The following is a 17,387-nucleotide window of genomic DNA, read 5'->3' as shown; positions in this document are numbered from 1 at the left end:
ACCACCTGATCCCATCCCGAACTCAGCAGTGAAACGATGCATCGCCGATGGTAGTGTGGGGTTTCCCCATGTGAGAGTAGGTCATCGTCAAGATTAAATTCCAGAACCCCTGTTTGCTCACGCAGACAGGGGTTTTGTTTTGGGCGGTCGGAAAGGGCGCCTCATTGCGGTGGTCTTCAGTGCTTCCTTGGCAGTGTCTACTAAAGGCTTTTGTATCGCTCTCCTCAAGCTGCAAGATCGTACAAGAGCGCTCGACCCTTCCTTCGATAGTCTGACAACTCTCACCTACCAGAGGATCTGTCATGACTCAGCAGCACCCAGCACAACCTGTCAATCTCGCGCAAAAGGCTTCGCTCATCAGTGAACAGTGGAGCCCGAGAGTCGTCGCCGAGATGAACGACTACCAGTTCAAGGTTGTACGCATCGAAGGCGAGTTCATCTGGCACTCACATCCAGAAACCGACGAGGCGTTTTTCGTGCTTGAAGGGACACTGCGCATCGACCTTCCGGACGGTCCCGTGTATGTGGCACCGGGTGAGCTGTATGTCGTTCCTCGCGGAATAGAGCATCGGACGGCCGCCGAAGGCGAAGCCAAATTGATGATGATCGAACCACGCGGCATCTTGAACACCGGCCATGAAGGGGGAGACCGCACCGCCATGAACGACCTGTGGATCTGAAATCTCCCTGCTGTTCGAGGCCACCGTTGCCATCTGGTAACAGTAGCCTCATCCCCTGATGCTCGGTGCCGTCTGACTCAACGGCACCACACGGCTCTTCCCAGGTACCGTTGGGGAAATCGATGCAAAGTGTTTCTGCATTTTTGTTATGGTGCAGCACATTTTCACAAGGATTGAGCTTTTATCCGCAGGACGCGGCGTCGACCTTTTTCAACGAGATGCTGTAGAAATGCCTCAACCAATCCCGATCAAAGACCACGAAAACGAAAACCGCCTGGTCAACAAGCGCCTGCTCGCCTGCGCCTTGTTGGTGATCGGCATCACCTGCGCCCTGGTGGGCCGCCTGTATTTCCTGCAGGTCGTGCAATTCGAGTATCACTCGACGATTTCTGAAAACAACCGTGTCCACGTACTGCCCATCACACCGACTCGCGGCTTGATCTATGACCGCAATGGCGTCGTGCTGGCCGACAACCGTCCAAGCTACAACCTGACCATCACCCGCGAGCGCACCACCGACCTCAAGGGCGAACTGGACGCGATCGTCAGCCTGCTGCACCTGCCGGCAGAAGACCGTGCCGTATTCGACAAGGCGCTGAAGCAGGCGCGGCATCCTTTTGTTCCGGTTACGTTATTTTATGAGCTGACCGAAGAACAGATCGCCGAACTCGCCGTCAACGAATTCCGCCTGCCCGGTGTAGACGTCGAACCGCAATTCGTCCGCCACTACCCCCTGGGCGCGCATTTCGCTCACTCCATCGGTTACGTTGGCCGCATCAACGAAAAAGAATCCAAGGCCCTCGACTCGGTGGAGTACCGCGGCACGCAGTCCATCGGCAAGACCGGCATCGAGCGTTTCTACGAGTCAGAACTGCATGGTCATGTCGGCTATGAAGAAGTCGAGACCAATGCACAGGGGCGCGTACTGCGTGTGCTCAAGCATACCGACCCGATCCCCGGCAAAAACATCGTGCTGAGCCTCGATGTCAAACTCCAGGAAGCGGCGGAAGAGGCGCTGGGCGATCGTCGTGGCTCCGTGGTAGCCCTCGACCCGCAAACTGGCGAAGTACTGGCGATGGTCAGCAAACCCAGCTTCGACCCCAACCTGTTCGTCACGGGCATCAGCTTCAAGGAATACGCCGCCCTGCATGATTCCATCGACCGGCCGCTGTTCAACCGCGTCCTGCGCGGTCTCTATGCGCCGGGTTCGACGATCAAGCCGGAAGTGGCCATCGCGGGTCTCGACAGCGGGGTAGTGACGGCCCAGACCCGCGTGTTCGATCCCGGTTACTATCAATTGCCCGACTTTGACCACAAATACCGCAACTGGAACCACAGCGGCGACGGTTGGGTGGATATGGACGCCGCCATCATGCGCTCCAACGACACCTATTTTTACGACCTGGCCCACAAGCTCGGCATCGACCGCCTGCACGACTACCTGGCCGAGTTCGGCCTCGGCCAGAAAGTCTCCCTGGATATGTTCGAAGAGTCGGCCGGCCTGATGCCGTCCCAGGCCTGGAAGCGCGCGACCCGGCGTCAGCCCTGGTTCCCGGGCGAAACGGTGATCCTCGGCATCGGCCAGGGTTATATGCAAGTCACGCCGCTGCAACTGGCCCAGGCCACTGCGTTGATTGCCAACAAAGGCGTGTGGAATCGGCCGCACCTGGCCAAGACCATCAACGGCGTGGCGCCGGTGGACGAGCACCCGATGCCCAACGTGGTCCTCAAGAACCCGCGTGACTGGGAGCAGGTCAACCACGGGATGCAACTGGTGATGCACGACCCGCGCGGGATCGCCCGGGCGGCCGCGCAAGGCGCGCAATACCGTATCGCCGGCAAGAGTGGTACCGCGCAGGTGGTGGCGATCAAACAGGGCGAGCGCTACAACCGCGACAAAACCCAGGAGCGCCACCGTGACAACGCGCTGTTTGTCGGGTTTGCGCCAGCGGAGCACCCCCAGATCGTGATTTCGGTGATGATCGAAAACGGCGAGGCCGGTGGCCGCGTCGCAGGCCCGGTGGTGCGCCAGATCATGGACGCCTGGCTGCTCGACCACGAAGGCCACTTGAAGCCGCAATATGCGACGCCGAGCAAAGCCCCCGGCGACCCCCACGTCTGACTCACAGCTGCCATTCGTCCCACTGCTGCACGCCCTCATGCGCCAGCCACGGCACATCGTGGGCCGTCCAGATGTGCGCGGTGGGCCTGATGCCCGGATCATCGTCCAGCGTCGCCACCCGCACAATCACATGGGGCTGATGCCCGCGCTCGGCCATCAGGTGTGAGCCACAGCGCGAGCAGAAGCGCCTGAATTTGCCTGGCGAGGATTCGAAGGCCGCCAACAGTTCTTCGCCCTGGGTCCAGCGAAAGTGCTCACGCATTACGCCGGCGGTGCTCACAAACGCTGCCGCATGCACCTTGCGACAGCTGTCGCAGTGGCAGTGGCTGATGGGCATGTCCAGGCTGTCCACCTGGTAGCGCACGGCTTTACAGAAGCAACTTCCATTCAACGGGTCAGTCATAACCTAAGGGCCTGGACAACAACGGGGGCATCATCATCGCGCAGAACCCAAGGTTGCGCATTAGTCGATGTCGCCTACTGTCAATGGAGGAGGTGACGTATGCACGTATCAGATCGTATAGAACGGAAAGTCCTACTGAACGCTCCACGCAAAAAAGTGTGGGAGGCACTCACCGATGCCGAGCAATTCGGCCGCTGGTTTGGCATCGCCCTCAAGGGCAAGACCTTTGTCGCCGGGGAAACGATCGAAGCGCCGATCACTTACCCAGGTTACGAACACGTGATCTGGAAAGCCAAGATCGAACGCATCCTGCCGCAGACGCGGTTTTCTTTCTCGTGGCACCCCTTCGCCGTCGAAAAGGGCTTCGACTACGACAAGGAAACACCGACGCTGGTGGAGTTCACCGTTGAAGACCGCGCCCCGGGCATTCTGCTGCGGGTCGTTGAATCCGGCTTCGACGCAGTGCCCGAAGCCCGCCGCCTGAAAGCCTTCAAAATGAATTCCCGCGGCTGGGACGAGCAAATGCGCAATATCGAAGGCTACCTGAGCCACTTCCACCAAGGCATCGCCTGAGGCGATTGCGCTCTGTGTGCGTTAACGTGCCGCGTTTGGCCGGATGCCGGGTAGAATCACGCCCTGAACGTGATTCCTGAGGTGCGGCACGGTGGATTTACAGCAGGGTTTTGTCCTGACCCGGCATTGGCGCGACACCCCGGCGGGGACGCAGGTCAGCTTCTGGCTGGCCACCGACCAGGGGCCGCGGCTTATTCGCCTCCCTGTGCAAAGCTCGGTGATATTCATCCCCGAAGCCCATCGCAAGCCGCTGGATTGGCTGCTCAAAGACGAGCGCGATATCGAATTGCGCCCGCTGGCGCTGTGCGATTTCCATCACCGCAAGGTATTAGGCCTCTACACCCGCCAGCATCGGCAACTGATGGACCTGGAAAAGCGCCTGCGCGCCGCCGGTGTCGATGTCTACGAAGGTGACGTGCGCCCGCCCGAGCGCTACATGATGGAGCGTTTCATCACCGCCCCCGTGTGGTTCGACGGCACGCCCGACGCCAGCGGCGCGCTGCTCGAAGCGCAGATGAAACCCGCCCCCGACTACCGTCCGCCGCTCAAACTGGTGTCCCTGGACATCGAGACCACCGCTCAGGGCGATCTGTATTCCATCGCCCTCGAAGGCTGCGGCGAGCGCCAGGTGTACATGCTCGGCCCGCCGAACAAGAGCGACGCGGTGGACTTCAAGCTCGACTACTGCGACACCCGCGGCCAATTGCTCGAACGCCTCAACCAGTGGCTGGCCACCCATGACCCCGATGCGATCATCGGCTGGAACGTGGTGCAGTTCGACCTGCGCGTGCTCCACGAACATGCCCAGCGCCTCAACGTGCCGCTCCTGCTCGGCCGCGGCGAAGAGCCCATGACCTGGCGCGAACACGGCAGCCGCAATCATTACTTCGCGGCCGCGGCGGGGCGGTTGATCATCGACGGTATCGAAGCGCTGCGCTCGGCCACCTGGAGTTTTGAATCCTTCAGCCTGGAAAACGTCGCGCAAACCCTGCTCGGCGAAGGCAAGGACATCTCCACGCCGTACCAGCGCATGGACGAGATCAACCGCATGTTCGCCGAGGACAAGCCGGCCCTGGCGCGTTACAACCTCAAGGACTGCGAACTGGTCACGCGGATTTTCGCCAAGACCGAGTTGCTCAAGTTCCTGCTCGAACGCGCCAGCGTCACCGGCTTGCCAGCCGACCGCAACGGTGGCTCCGTGGCCGCATTCACTCACTTGTACATGCCGCTGATGCACCGCCAGGGCTTCGTCGCGCCGAACCTGGGCGACAAACCGCCCCAGGCCAGCCCCGGCGGGTTTGTCATGGATTCGCGCCCCGGCCTCTACGAATCGGTGTTGGTGCTGGACTACAAAAGCCTCTACCCGTCGATCATCCGCAGCTTCCTGATCGACCCTGTAGGCCTGGTCGAAGGCCTCAAGCACCCCGATGACAGTGCGTCGGTGGAAGGCTTTCGCGGCGCACGGTTTTCCCGCACCCGGCACTGCCTGCCCGCCATCGTCGCGCGCATCTCCGAAGGCCGCGAAGAGGCCAAGCGCGAACACAATGCACCGTTGTCCCAAGCGCTGAAAATCATCATGAACGCCTTCTACGGCGTGCTCGGCTCCAGCGGTTGCCGCTTCTTCGATACGCGCCTGGCGTCCTCGATCACCCTGCGCGGCCATCAGATCATGCGCCAGACCCGCGAACTGGTCGAAGCCCAGGGGTATGAAGTGATCTACGGCGACACCGACTCGACCTTCGTCTGGCTCGGCAGCGCGCATTCCCAGGAGGACGCCCGCCGCATCGGCCAGGCGCTGGTACGGCACGTCAACGATTGGTGGCGCGCGCATTTGCACAACGCATTCGGCCTGCACAGCGCGCTGGAGTTGCAATACGAAACCCACTTCACGCGCTTCCTCATGCCGACCATTCGCGGCGCCGAGGAGGGCAGCAAGAAGCGGTACGCCGGGTTGGTGGTGCGCGGCGATGGCAGCGAAGAGATGGTCTACAAGGGCCTGGAAACCGTGCGCAGCGACTGGTCGCCCCTGGCCCGGCAATTCCAGCAGGAACTCTACCAGCGCATCTTCCACCGCCAGCCCCATCAGGATTACGTGCGCGACTACGTGCGGCGCACCTTGAGCGGCGAATTCGACGAGTTGCTGATCTACCGCAAGCGCCTGCGCCGCCGGTTGGACGACTACGAGCGCAACGTCCCGCCCCACGTGCGCGCCGCGCGCCTGGCCGACGACTACAACGACCGCATGAACCGCCCGCGTCAGTACCAGCGCGGCGGTTGGATCAGCTACGTGATCACCGTCAACGGCCCGGAGCCGCTGGAGGTGCGCCAGGCCCCGATCGACTACGACCACTACGTCACGCGGCAATTGCAGCCGGTGGCCGATGCGATTCTGCCGTTTGTGAATGACGACTTCGGCACCCTGGTCGGCGGGCAAATGGGTCTGTTCTGAAGTACTTGCCTCGCGTGGCTAAGCGTCTACGCTGTTGGCGTGCTCGGCAACTGCTACATGACATTCAGGAGGAACCCCCATGTACACGCTCTACGGCACCGACGACTCCGGCTCATGCATGATTGAAATTGCCCTGCCGCGTTGCGCGGTGCCGTGGCATCGGGTGGACGCCAGCTCCTGGCAGGACGGCGAAGGCAGTGCAGCGCTCGCACGGATCAACCCGCTCAAACAGATCCCCACGTTGGTCACGCCCGATGGTCAGGTGCTGACGGAAAGCGCGGCGATCCTGATCCACCTGGGCCTGGAATTCCCGGCCGCCAACCTACTTGCCGGCAACCGCGGCCAGATCCTCCGCGGCCTGGTGTACATCGCCGCCAATTGCTACTCGGCGATAGGCATCATCGACTACCCGCAACGCTGGCTGGGCAACGCCGATGAGGCGGCGCAAGCGCAATTGATCAGCGGCACGCGCCACTACCTGCACCAGGCCTGGAGGGTGTTCGCCGATCAGTTTGCCGACCAATTGTTCGCCCCCGACCAACAGCCGAATGCCCTGGGCATCATGGCGGCGGCGGTGTCGCGCTGGGATGCGGCGCGAGAGGCGTTGCAAGCCTCGCGGCCGGCGTTCGCCCAGACCCTGGCCCGGGTGGACGCCGACCCGCTCGTAGCGCCGGTGTTCGCTCGGCATTGGCCGCAGCAATGACAGTGCCGCGTCCTGTCGCCTGGCACGTCACGCGCTGGTGCGACGACCCCTATAGCCAAGGTGCCTACAGCGCAATGTTGCCGGGAGGCGATGTGAGCCTGCGGCGCCTGCTCTCGACGCCGATTGATAATCGTCTGTTCCTCGCTGGGGAAGCCTTCAACCACGATCATTGCGCCATGACCCACAGCGCTTGGGACAGTGGCATCCGCGCGGCGGATGCGGTGGCCGGCACCCGCGCCCGCAAGGTCATCGTTATCGGTGCCGGGTTTGCCGGCCTGAGTGCCGCACGTGCGTTGCAGGCGCAGGGTTTGGAGGTGCGCGTACTCGAGGCGCGCAACCGCATCGGCGGGCGCGTGAACAGTGTGGCCCTGGGTGACCATACGGTGGATGCGGGGGCCGCCTGGTTGCAGCACTATGCCCTCAACCCGCTGGCCCGACGTGCCGAGCAGTTGGGCCTGGAGCGACGGCCTACCGATTTCTCGCAACCATTGGCTGCCGCGTGGGACGGCCCCGTACCGGACATCAATGGCGCGTATGAACGCTTGAAACAGGCCATTGATCGTCATCAACCCTTGGCGCAGGGCATCGATCAATACCTTGCGACCCTCAATGCCCCCGAACGCCGCGCTGCCCGCTATGCCATCGACGCTAACCTGATCCTCGAAGCCGGGTTGCCCCTGGACCAGTTGTCGACGCATACGCTCGACGAGGAGGGCGTTGGCCACGGCGACCAGTTTCTGCCTCAAGGCTATCGGCAATTACTGGAAGACGCCGCCAGCGGCCTGAATATCCACCTCAATCACCCCGTGCAGCACGTTGCCTGGGACGAGCACGGCGTGTGGGTCGATGCCCTCAATGCAGATGCCTGCATCTGCACGGTGCCGATACCGGTACTCAAACACCTGCACTTTACGCCAGGCTTGCCGACGGCTTACCGAGAGGCCCTGGCGTTTTTCACCATGGGCCGCCTGGAAAAGGTCGTGCTGCAATTCGACCAGCGCTGGTGGCCGGTTTCCCGCGATGGTTATCTGCGTTGGTACGATCGCCCTGCCAATTGGGGGGAGTGGCTGGATTTGACCGATGCCGTGGGTGCGCCGCTGATTGCCGGGTTGATCGCCGGTGATGCGGTGGACCGGCACTATCGAGGCAAGCTTGACGAGCAGATCGCACTGCAAGCCTGCGAAAAACTTGCGGCCTGGGCCTGCGCAATCAAAGGAAACAATGACTGCTAGCACTCGTCACCCCTTGCGTAGCCGGCGTCCTGACCTACGCTTTCTCAAGGCGGTGTAGGAATCATCCTTGAATTTGGCTGTCGCAGACATGAAACTCAAGAACCCTGCATGGAATTCAAAGGAGGTACGCATGCTCATCCGGTCGCTGACCCTGGCTACCTTGATGGCTTTTACGGGGCCGTTGTTGGCTGCTGATGATATCAACCCGCTCAAGCAGGATTTGGGCAAGGCCCGGCCGCTGGTGGTGGTGGAGCTTGATTCCGGCAATGACACATTGGCCAAGCTCAAGAAACAGCTGGACGAGCCTGCCACCAAGCAGTCCTTTGAAGAGCGCGGCATGGTGTTGTACACCGTGAAGTTCGGCAGCATCGGTGCCGAAGGGGAGAAGTTCGCCAAGGACCCCAAGGACAACAAGAAGCTTGCTCCGCCTGAAACCAACGCGCTGATCCGCGCCCTCAAATTAGGCGCCGGCAGCGGCACCAAAGTGATCCTGGTCGGCAAGGACGGCGAGAAGAAAGTCGAGAAGACCGTGCCGCCGGATACCCTCAACTTAAGCGAGTTTTTCAGCGCCATCGACCAGATGCCGATGGCCGAGAAAGAAGCGGCTGCCGTTGCGGAACCCGAACCTGTCGCCCCCGCGCCAGGCAAGAACGCCAAGCCCGCCAAACCGGCGAAGCCCGGCAGCAAACCGGCCCCTCAGCCATTGGATGACTGAGGCTTATCCTTCGGCGGGCGCGCGCCCATAGATATCGTCGAAGCGCACAATGTCGTCTTCGCCCAGGTACTCGCCGCTCTGCACCTCGATCATCACCAGCTCGATGCTGCCGGGGTTGGTCAGGCGGTGTTTGTGCCCGGCCGGAATGTAGGTGGACTCGTTGGCGTTGATCAGCAATTCCCGCTCGCCATTGGTGATCTGCGCGGTACCGCTGACCACCACCCAGTGTTCGCTGCGGTGGTGATGCATCTGCAGCGACAGTGACGCCAGCGGCTTGACCACAATGCGCTTGATCTTGAAGCGCGCACTTTCCTCCAGCACCGTGTAGGTGCCCCATGGCCGCGTCACCGTGCGGTGCAGGTTGTACGCCGGATGGTTCTGGCGCTTGAGCTCGGCCACGATGTGGCGCACATCCTGGCTGCGGTGGGCATCGGCGATCAGCAGGGCGTCGGCGGTGTCGACGATGATCAGGTCGCGCACGCCCACCACGCCCAATACCCGCCTGGGCGAGTCGATGTAGCAGTTGTGGACGTCATGCAGAATCGCTTCGCCATTGACCTGATTGCCCTGGGCATCGCTGGGGGTGAGCTGGCGCAGGGTTTCCCAGGAGCCGATATCGCTCCAGCCGATATCGCAGGGCACCACGGCCACCTGCGTGGACTTCTCCATCAGCGCCACGTCGATGGACAGGTCCGGCGCGCCGCCGAAGCCATCGGCATCCAGTTCGCGCTGGCGCGAGGTCGTATTCTGCAGGCTCTGGCTGTGCGCCAGCGCGGCCTTGGCGGCCGCCAGCACCTGCGGGGCGTGGGTGGTCAGCTCGTTCACCAGGGTGCTGGCCTTGAAGCAGAATATGCCGGCGTTCCACAGGTGCTGGCCGCCGTCGAGGTAGCCTTGCGCGGTGGCCAGGTCGGGTTTTTCGACAAAGCGTTTGACCCGGTTTCCCGCACTCAACGCGGCGCCTTGTTCGATGTAGCCGAAGCCGGTTTCCGGGCGATCAGGCTCAATACCGAAGGTCACCAGGTAGCCGGCTGCGGCCAGCTCGCGGGCCTGGCTCACGGCCGCGGCGAACGCGCTTTCATTGAGGATCAAGTGGTCGGCGGGCATCACCAGCAACGGTGCGTCGTCGCCGAAGTGCTCCAGCACATGCAGCGCCGCCACCGCCATCGCCGCTGCCGTGTTGCGGCCGAAGGGCTCCAGCAACAAGTCCAGGGGCAGGCGGGCTGTGTTCACCAGGCGGTAGTCATCCAGCGTGCGAAACAGCAGGTCACGGTTGGTGACCGTCAGCACGTTTTCCACCCCGGGCAGGCGGCTGGCGCGCAGGAAGGTTTTCTGCAGCAGGCTCTGGCCATCGCGCATACGCATGAACGGCTTGGGCATGTTTTGCCGGGAAACTGGCCACAGTCGGGTACCCGAACCGCCGGAAATGATGCAGGGAATTAATCCGTCGTGGGTATTCATCAATAAACTTCTTGGGGGGGAAAGGGCAGCCCGCGCTTCGGAATCGAGCTTCGTCGCAATCGCGCTGCCCCGTATCATCGGCGACCCGCCGCGCAGCGGCAACTGCGACGCGTATCAACCCAGGCGCGCTGCCGCCCGCGCAGTGATTTCTGCGCGGACCTTGCGCGACTCTGCCGTGCGTTTGTTGGCCTCTTCCAGCACGGCCTTCGGCGCGGTATCCGGCCGGCCGGCATTGAACGGTGGCGCCGGGGCGTATTCGATCTGCAACTGCACCAATTGCGCTGTTGCTTCGTCGTACAGCTCAGCGGCCAGGGTCAGGGCGAAGTCGATCCCCGCAGTGATCCCGCCGCCGGTGAGCAGGTTGCCGTCACGCACCACGCGCGCCTGAACCGGAATGGCGCCGAGCGGGGCGAGCAGGTCGTGGTAGGCCCAATGGGTGGTGGCCTTGCGCCCGCGCAGCAAACCGGCCGCACCGAGCACCAGCGAACCGGTGCATACCGAGGTGACATAACGCGCGGTGAGCGCCTGGACCCTGAGGAAGTCGAGGGTCTGCGGGTCTTCCATCAACGGGCCGACGCCGCTGCCGCCAGGGACGCAGAGCACATCCAGGTGTGGGCAATCGGCGTAGGTCATGGTCGGCGTGAACACCAGCCCGGTGCTGGAGGTGACCGGCGAAAGGTCTTTCCACACCAGGTGCAACTTCACATCCGGTAGCGAGCCCAAGACGTCATAGGGGCCGGTGAGGTCCAGTTGCTGGATGCCGGGGAACAACAGAAAGCCGATCTGCAAGGTCATGAATGAAGCTCCGATAAGGGGTGGACGGTTTCACTCTAGAGGCCTAGGCTTTGGCGAATACGCCATTGAACCCACGAATCACGCCAAACATGCCGCGCATCATTCATGTACTCGCTTTTGATAATGCCCAAGTGCTCGACGTGACCGGGCCCTTGCAGGTGTTCGCCTCGGCCAACGACCTTGCGCGCCAGCGCGGTGCGCCGTTGCCCTACGCGGTTTCGGTGATCGCCGCCCAGGCGGCGCCGGTGATGACCTCCGCCGGCCTGGCGCTGGTGGCCGAGCCGTTGCCCGCCGTCGACACGCCTTGCGACACCCTGCTCATCGCCGGCGGCTGGGGTGTCTACGGCGCCGCCGAAGACCTGGCGCTGGTGGACTGGGTGCGCGAAAAAGCCCGGCACACCCGGCGCATGGCCTCGGTGTGTACCGGGGCTTTTCTGCTGGCGGCCAGTGGCTTGCTCGACGGCTGTCGCGTGGCGACGCACTGGACACGCTGTGAAGAGCTGGCGCGCAAGTTCCCGGCGCTGACGGTGGAGGCCAACCCGATTTTCATCCAGCAGGGCACCGTGTGGACCTCGGCCGGTGTGACTGCCGGGATCGACTTGTGCCTGGCCTTGGTGGAACAAGACCTGGGCCGCGCCGTGGCCCTGGAAGTCGCGCGGCACCTGGTGGTTTTCCTCAAACGCCCCGGTGGCCAATCGCAGTTCAGCGTGACCTTGTCATTGCAAAAAGGCGACAGCCGCTTTGCCGAGTTGCACGCGTGGATCGCGGAGCACCTGACCCTCGACCTGACCCTCGCCACCCTGGCCGCCCAGGCCGGCATGAGCGAGCGCAGCTTCGTGCGTCACTACCGCGCCGAAACCGGCCAGACCCCCGCGCGCGCGGTCGAGCTGATCCGCGTCGAAACCGCCCGCCGGCAACTGGCGGACAGCAGCACATCGATCAAACGCATCGCCGTGCAGTGCGGGTTCGGTTGTGAAGAGACCTTGCGGCGCAGCTTCCTGCGGGTCTTGTCAGTCACGCCGCAGGCTTATCGCGAGCGCTTTTCGCCAGCGGCCTAGGCAAGCAATTCCAGGAGTGCCTCAAGGGTCGCTTGCGGCGCTTCCTGAGGGATATTGTGGCCGACGCCGGGCAACACCTGCCGCCGATAGAAGCCGCTGAAGTGCTGTGCGTCGTCATCCTCCAGCGGCGGCGGGCCCACGCCATCATCGGCGCCGCACAGCGAAATCGTCGGCACCGTGATCGGCGGTTGCAGCGCCAGCGCCTGTTCGATGGGCGCCAGTGCGGGATCGCCCGGTGCGTACATGAAGCGGTGACGGTAGGAATGAATCACCACGTCGACAAAGTCCGGGTTATCGAACGATGGCGCGCTCTGGCCATAGAGGCTGGGGCCTGTCGCCCAGGAGGGCGACCACAGTGACCATAGCAATTGGCAAAACGCCCGGCGATTGGCGGTCAACCCATCCACGCCACGCTGGGTGTGGAAGTAGTACTGGTACCACAACCGATGCTCCGTCTCTGGCGGCCTGGGCTCGAGCGACTTGGCAATGTCCTGGATGTTGTAGCCGTCCCCGCTCACCAACCCGCGCACGCGCTCCGGCCACAGTGCCGCGACAATACAGGCGGCACGCCCACCCCAGTCGTAGCCCGCCAGGGTGGCCCGCGGGATACACAGCGCATCCATGAACTCCAGCAGGTCCTTGGCCAACGCTGCCTGTTGCCCGGAGCGCATCACCTGCGCGTTGATAAACCGCGTCGGGCCATAACCACGCAGGTACGGCACCCACACCCGACAACCGCGCTCGGCCAGGGCCGGGGCGATATCGTCATAGCTGCGAGGGTCGTAGGGGAAACCGTGCAGCAGGATCACCGGTTCACCGTCGACGGGGCCGTGGGCTTCATACGCCACATCGAGCATCGAGGTGCGTACATAAAACAGCGCAGGGGCGATGGGCATGATGGGCTCCTATCGGTTGGGCGATGACTGCCGATGACACTACCGCCGATCCGTTAACGCCACAAGGCTGAGAGCGTCGAGGGCCAAGAGTGTCCGGCATTCAGGTCGCCCGACCCACCGTCATCGCGGCCTCGCTGACCCTCGACGGGTAGCGTTCAAGGCTGCCACACCGTCTTCGCGCCGCTCAACTTGCGGTCCAGAAACGTTGCCGCGCTGATCAGTGCCAAATGGCTCAACGCCTGCGGCGTATTGCCCAGGTGGCGCGCCTGGTTGTCGAACTCTTCGGCGTACAACCCCAGCGGGTTGGCGTAGCGCAGCAACTGCTCAAACTCCAGATGCGCCTTTTCGACCTGCCCGGCGCGGGCCAGGCATTCGACGTACCAGAACGAGCAGGCGGCAAACGCGCCTTCGGTGCCTGGCAGGCCGTCGATCCGGCTGTCGTCGTTGCGATAGCGATAGACCATGCCGTCGCGCACCAGGCTTTTCTGGATCGCTGCCAGCGTCGAGAGCCAGCGCGGGTCGGTGGCGGCGACGAAGCGCATCAGCGGCATGAGCAGCATCGAGCCGTCCAGCGCGGTGCTGCCGGTATGCTGCACAAAGTGCCCGCGTTCTTCGTTCCAGAAATTGCCCCAGATATCCGCGTAGATCGCCTGGCGCGTCTGGTCCCAGCGCGCGAACGGCGCCGGCAGCGAGCGTTTGGACGCCAGGCGGATCGCACGGTCCAGCGCCACCCAGCACATCAGCCGCGAGTGCAGGAAGTGATGCTGCTCGCCGCGCATTTCCCAGATACCCACGTCTTTGCGGTTCCAGATATCACAGACCTGATCCGCGAGTTCGACCGTGTGTTTCCAGCCGTCGTGGGAAATGGCTTCGCCGTATTTGTTGACCAGATAAATCGCGTCCATCAACTCGCCGTAGATGTCCAGTTGGACCTGGTCGAACGCCTCATTGCCGATACGCACCGGCGTCGCGCCGCCATGCCCGCGCAAGTGCGTCAGCTGAGTTTCGGGCAGTTGCTGGCGGCCGTCGATGCCATACAGGATGTTGATCTTGACGGGCTGGTCGCTGCAGTCGCTGACCCGCCCTCTGAGCCAACGCATGTAGTGGTTGGCTTCGTCGACAAAACCCAGGCGCATGAACGCGTAGACCGTGAACGAGGCGTCACGGATCCAGGTGTAACGGTAGTCCCAGTTGCGCTCGCCGCCGGGCGATTCGGGCAGGCCGAAGGTGGCGGCGGCGATGATCGCGCCATGTTTGCGCGAGGTCAAAAGCTTCAGGGCCAGGGCCGAGCGGTTGACCATTTCGCGCCAGCGCCCGCGGTAGTTCGATTGCGCAATCCAGCCGCGCCAGAACGCCAGGGTGTGCGTCAACGCCAGGTCGGTGCAGCTGCTGTCGAAGCGCGGGTCGTCCTGCCCGCCGAGGACGAATTCGGCGCCTTCCTCCTGGGCCAGGACGAAGCTGGCCACTGCGGCGTTGTCTTCGACCTGCAGTGCGTGGCTGCTCGACAAGCGCAGAGCGGGCTGGCCGTGGGCGGCGAAACACACCGTGCCGTTGTCGAGGCTGGCGTGGGTGGGCGCGCGCGCATAGTCATGACGCACGGCGCAGCGCAGGTGGATCGTCACCTGGCCGCTGACCGCACGCACGCGGCGAATCAACAGGGGCAGGTCGTCCTCCTCACCGATGGTCAACAGGTCAGTGATTTCCACCACGGCGTCATCGCTGAGCCAGCGGGTCTGCAGCACGTTGGTGTCGGGCAGGTAGATCTGTTCGCGGCGGGCGTTGGGCAGGTCTGGCGTGAGCTGGAAAATGCCGGCGTCGGGCGTGTCGAGCAGCGCGCAGAAGATCGACGGGCTGTCGAATTCCGGCCAGCAGAAAAAGTCGACGCTGCCCTTGTCGTTCACCAGGGCGGCGCTGCGCATGTCGCCGATGATGCCGTGGGCGTCGATGGCGCTCTGTGGCTCGTGCTTGAAATCAACCATTGCCGCCGCCGGTCACCAGGGCTACTTGTTGCTGCCGCGAGAGATGCATCCGTTACCCACCGTTGAGTTGCGTTCAGTTAGCTGACTGGCGGGGCAGGGCACAAGTTCACCGAAAAACACCACAACTTGGCTGGCGCTCGCGGTAAATGACACACCACTCGCCAGCAGAACCCATTCACTTCTCCCATTGCTCAAGCAGAATCGAAACAAATTTCTCCGCCGCTGGAGATAACGAGGCTCCCCGGCGGTAAACCAGTCCCAATGAACGGTTCACGATGGGCTCTATCAACGGGATGCTGACCAACGTCGGATGATCCACGGCAGGCATCGCCAGGCTCGGCACGGCCGAGACGCCGAGGCCGGCTTCCACCAGGCCCAGCGACGTCGAAAGGTGTTGCACCTCATAGAACCACTGCGGGCGCCAGCTCAAGCCCGATAACGCATGATCGAGCAACATCCGGTTGCCGCTCAGGCGTCCGACGCCGATCAAGCGGTAGTTGCTGAGTTCAGACCAGGTCACCGCGCTACGTTCCGCCAGTTCATGATCGCGTCGACACGCCAATACAAAAGGCTCGTCGACCAATGGCACAAATTCTATGTCGGGGTGCTGGCCGCTCATCATGTTGATGCCGAAGTCGGCTTCTCCGCGCAGCACGGCCTCCAGGCCTTCGTTGGCACTGAGGTCGAGCAGGCGGATACGGATTTGCGGATAGCGCTCGTTGTAGAGGCGGATGACCGAAGGCAGGAAGTAAAAGGCTGCGGTCGGGATGCAGGCAAGGGTGACCCGTCCGCTCTGTCGCTCTGCCAGCTCTCGGATGTTGAGTATCGAGTCGTCGAAGTCGTCCAGCAGGCGGCGTGCCTTGGGTAGAAAGTCCCGACCAACGCTCGTGAGACTCACCCTTCTGGTGGTGCGATCGAGAAGGGCGGTCCCCAAGCCTTCCTCCAGTTTTTTCATCCTCCGGCTCAGCGCCGGCTGGGACAGGTGCAATGCATCGGCAGCCTCGTGGAAGCTCCCGAGTTCGGCGATTTTCACGAACGATCGTATGTCATTTAGCTCATATTGCATTTTTTATAACTCGATGGAAGAGGGCGGCGGCGTTCAATCATCCTAGGTTTGTCATTCGTTAAACGCAATAATCAGGCTGATATTTGCATTGGAAACATTTTTTAAAGCCTGCGACTCTTGCCTCAAGAGCATTAATCAACCCGATTGATCAATAAGAGTCAGTGGTCATGCAACGAATTCCTTGTGTGCTTATGCGCGGCGGTACGTCCAAGGGGCCAGTATTTCTCGCCTGGGACCTGCCTGATGCGATCGAACAGCGTGATGAGCTGCTGCTCAACCTGATGGGCTCCGGCCATGAGCTGGAAATTGACGGTATTGGCGGTGGGAGCCCGCAAACCAGCAAGGTCGCCATCGTCAGCCCGTCGCTGCACCCGGACGCGGATGTCGACTATTTGTTCGTGCAGGTCATGGTTTCCCAGCGTCGAGTCGATACCGCACCCAATTGCGGCAATATGCTTTGCGCCGTTGGCCCGTTTGCGGTCGAGCAGGGGCTGGTCAAGGCGTCTAAAGGCCTGACGCGTGTGCGTATTCGCAACCTCAACACGGGGACGTTTGTGAACGCAGACGTACACACTCCCGAAGGGACTGTCAGCTACGAAGGCGACACCGCCATTGATGGCGTGCCGGGGACTGCCGCTCCCGTGCAACTGACCTTCCTGGATGCCGCGGGCAGCAAAACCGGTAAGCTGTTCCCGACGGGGCAGACTCAGGACCTGATCGACGGTGTCCCGATGACCTGCATCGACATGGCGATGCCGATGATGATCATCGAGGCTGGCCAATTGGGTAAACGTGGGGATGAAAGCCCTGCTGAACTGGATGCCGACAAAGCCTTCCTGGGGCGCCTGGAGTCTCTGCGGCTGCAAGCCGGCCTGGCCATGGGGTTGGGCGACGTCAGTGATAAAGTGATCCCCAAGCCCGTACTGGTGTCGCCGGCCAAGGCGGGCGGCACCTTTCAGGTGCGCTATTTCATGCCGCACAACTGCCACCGGGCACTGGCGATTACCGGCTCTATCGGCTTGGCCACCGCGTGCGTCAGCGAAGGCAGCGTGATTGCTCAATTGCTTGGCGGGGTGAGCGAACCGCGCTTGAAACACGTTCGAATTGAACATCCAAGTGGCGCAATAGACGTTGTACTGTCCTACACCGGGGCTCAGGGTGAGACAATTCGCGCTTCGGTAGTGCGTACATCGCGCAGGCTGTTCTCCGGTTATGTCTACGCCGCGGCTTCCCAACGACTTGCCGGATAACGTCCTTT

The 17,387-nt window shown here is 62.5% G+C and carries 15 protein-coding genes and 1 rRNA gene; 10 read left to right on the top strand and 6 right to left on the bottom strand.

What is annotated here, in order from left to right; translation table 11 throughout:
- From rrf to mrdA, 3 genes are all read left to right on the top strand, one after another.
- Window positions 1-93: ribosomal RNA gene (gene rrf, locus ACP7E3_RS25840) — 5S ribosomal RNA — on the top strand; the annotation flags it as partial.
- 209 nt (window positions 94-302) lie between these two features.
- Window positions 303-680 (top strand): cupin domain-containing protein, encoded by a 378-nt coding sequence (locus ACP7E3_RS25835; RefSeq protein WP_046384128.1) that lies wholly within the window; start codon window positions 303-305, stop codon window positions 678-680.
- A gap of 229 nt (window positions 681-909) precedes the next feature.
- On the top strand, window positions 910-2,802 hold the full coding sequence (gene mrdA, locus ACP7E3_RS25830) for a penicillin-binding protein 2 (RefSeq protein WP_079443257.1): 1,893 nt from the start codon (window positions 910-912) through the stop codon (window positions 2,800-2,802).
- Window position 2,803: 1 nt separating this feature from the next.
- Here mrdA and ACP7E3_RS25825 read toward each other — a convergent pair whose 3' ends face one another.
- The gene (locus ACP7E3_RS25825) at window positions 2,804-3,205 is read right to left on the bottom strand and encodes a GFA family protein (RefSeq protein ID WP_057004856.1); all 402 of its coding nucleotides are present in this window, start codon (window positions 3,203-3,205) and stop codon (window positions 2,804-2,806) included.
- Window positions 3,206-3,304: 99 nt separating this feature from the next.
- On the opposite strand from ACP7E3_RS25825, the gene ACP7E3_RS25820 reads away from it, so the two are divergent.
- The 5 genes from ACP7E3_RS25820 (at window position 3,305) to ACP7E3_RS25800 (ending at window position 8,877) form a co-directional block, all read left to right on the top strand.
- On the top strand, window positions 3,305-3,778 hold the full coding sequence (locus tag ACP7E3_RS25820; RefSeq protein ID WP_046384125.1) for an SRPBCC family protein: 474 nt from the start codon (window positions 3,305-3,307) through the stop codon (window positions 3,776-3,778).
- Between the two features lie 91 nt (window positions 3,779-3,869).
- Window positions 3,870-6,227, top strand: coding sequence for a DNA polymerase II (locus tag ACP7E3_RS25815; RefSeq protein WP_177030048.1), 2,358 nt, complete (start codon window positions 3,870-3,872; stop codon window positions 6,225-6,227).
- 79 nt (window positions 6,228-6,306) lie between these two features.
- Entirely contained in the window at window positions 6,307-6,930 is a 624-nt protein-coding gene (locus ACP7E3_RS25810) for a glutathione S-transferase family protein (protein WP_108525729.1), read from the top strand.
- Window positions 6,927-8,162, top strand: coding sequence for an FAD-dependent oxidoreductase (locus ACP7E3_RS25805; RefSeq protein WP_426124818.1), 1,236 nt, complete (start codon window positions 6,927-6,929; stop codon window positions 8,160-8,162). The genes ACP7E3_RS25810 and ACP7E3_RS25805 overlap by 4 nt, the downstream gene beginning before the upstream one ends.
- Window positions 8,163-8,292: 130 nt before the next feature.
- Window positions 8,293-8,877: a DUF4174 domain-containing protein gene (locus tag ACP7E3_RS25800; protein WP_046384121.1), complete on the top strand. Its 585-nt coding sequence runs from the start codon at window positions 8,293-8,295 to the stop codon at window positions 8,875-8,877.
- Window positions 8,878-8,880: 3 nt separating this feature from the next.
- On the opposite strand, the gene ACP7E3_RS25795 is transcribed toward ACP7E3_RS25800, so the two are convergent.
- Both ACP7E3_RS25795 and inhA read right to left on the bottom strand, forming a co-directional pair.
- Window positions 8,881-10,335 carry a mannose-1-phosphate guanylyltransferase/mannose-6-phosphate isomerase gene (locus ACP7E3_RS25795; protein ID WP_126588505.1) on the bottom strand — a complete coding sequence of 485 codons (1,455 nt, stop codon included), beginning with the start codon at window positions 10,333-10,335 and terminating at the stop codon, window positions 8,881-8,883.
- 114 nt (window positions 10,336-10,449) lie between these two features.
- The gene (gene inhA / locus ACP7E3_RS25790) at window positions 10,450-11,130 is read right to left on the bottom strand and encodes an isonitrile hydratase (RefSeq protein WP_057004860.1); all 681 of its coding nucleotides are present in this window, start codon (window positions 11,128-11,130) and stop codon (window positions 10,450-10,452) included.
- An 89-nt stretch (window positions 11,131-11,219) separates the two neighbouring features.
- Between inhA and ACP7E3_RS25785 the strand changes: the two genes are divergently transcribed.
- On the top strand, window positions 11,220-12,188 hold the full coding sequence (locus tag ACP7E3_RS25785; RefSeq protein ID WP_017846926.1) for a GlxA family transcriptional regulator: 969 nt from the start codon (window positions 11,220-11,222) through the stop codon (window positions 12,186-12,188).
- On the opposite strand, the gene ACP7E3_RS25780 is transcribed toward ACP7E3_RS25785, so the two are convergent.
- The 3 genes from ACP7E3_RS25780 to ACP7E3_RS25770 form a co-directional block, all read right to left on the bottom strand.
- Window positions 12,185-13,084, bottom strand: a complete 900-nt coding sequence (locus tag ACP7E3_RS25780; protein ID WP_426124814.1) for an alpha/beta fold hydrolase — start codon at window positions 13,082-13,084, stop codon at window positions 12,185-12,187. The two genes, ACP7E3_RS25785 and ACP7E3_RS25780, sit on opposite strands and share 4 nt — an antisense overlap.
- 155 nt (window positions 13,085-13,239) lie before the next feature.
- Window positions 13,240-15,063 (bottom strand): glycoside hydrolase family 15 protein, encoded by a 1,824-nt coding sequence (locus ACP7E3_RS25775; RefSeq protein ID WP_426124812.1) that lies wholly within the window; start codon window positions 15,061-15,063, stop codon window positions 13,240-13,242.
- Between the two features lie 175 nt (window positions 15,064-15,238).
- On the bottom strand, window positions 15,239-16,129 hold the full coding sequence (locus tag ACP7E3_RS25770; protein WP_017846929.1) for a LysR family transcriptional regulator: 891 nt from the start codon (window positions 16,127-16,129) through the stop codon (window positions 15,239-15,241).
- A gap of 167 nt (window positions 16,130-16,296) precedes the next feature.
- Here ACP7E3_RS25770 and ACP7E3_RS25765 point away from each other — a divergent pair, with 167 nt between their 5' ends.
- Window positions 16,297-17,379: a 4-oxalomesaconate tautomerase gene (locus ACP7E3_RS25765; protein WP_128192053.1), complete on the top strand. Its 1,083-nt coding sequence runs from the start codon at window positions 16,297-16,299 to the stop codon at window positions 17,377-17,379.
- The last annotated feature ends 8 nt before the right edge of the window (window positions 17,380-17,387 follow it).

It is taken from the genome of Pseudomonas sp. PSPC2-3 (assembly GCF_049898265.1).
Taxonomy (GTDB): Bacteria; Pseudomonadota; Gammaproteobacteria; order Pseudomonadales; family Pseudomonadaceae; genus Aquipseudomonas; species Aquipseudomonas veronii.
This window is presented reverse-complemented; position numbering and strand designations above follow the sequence as displayed.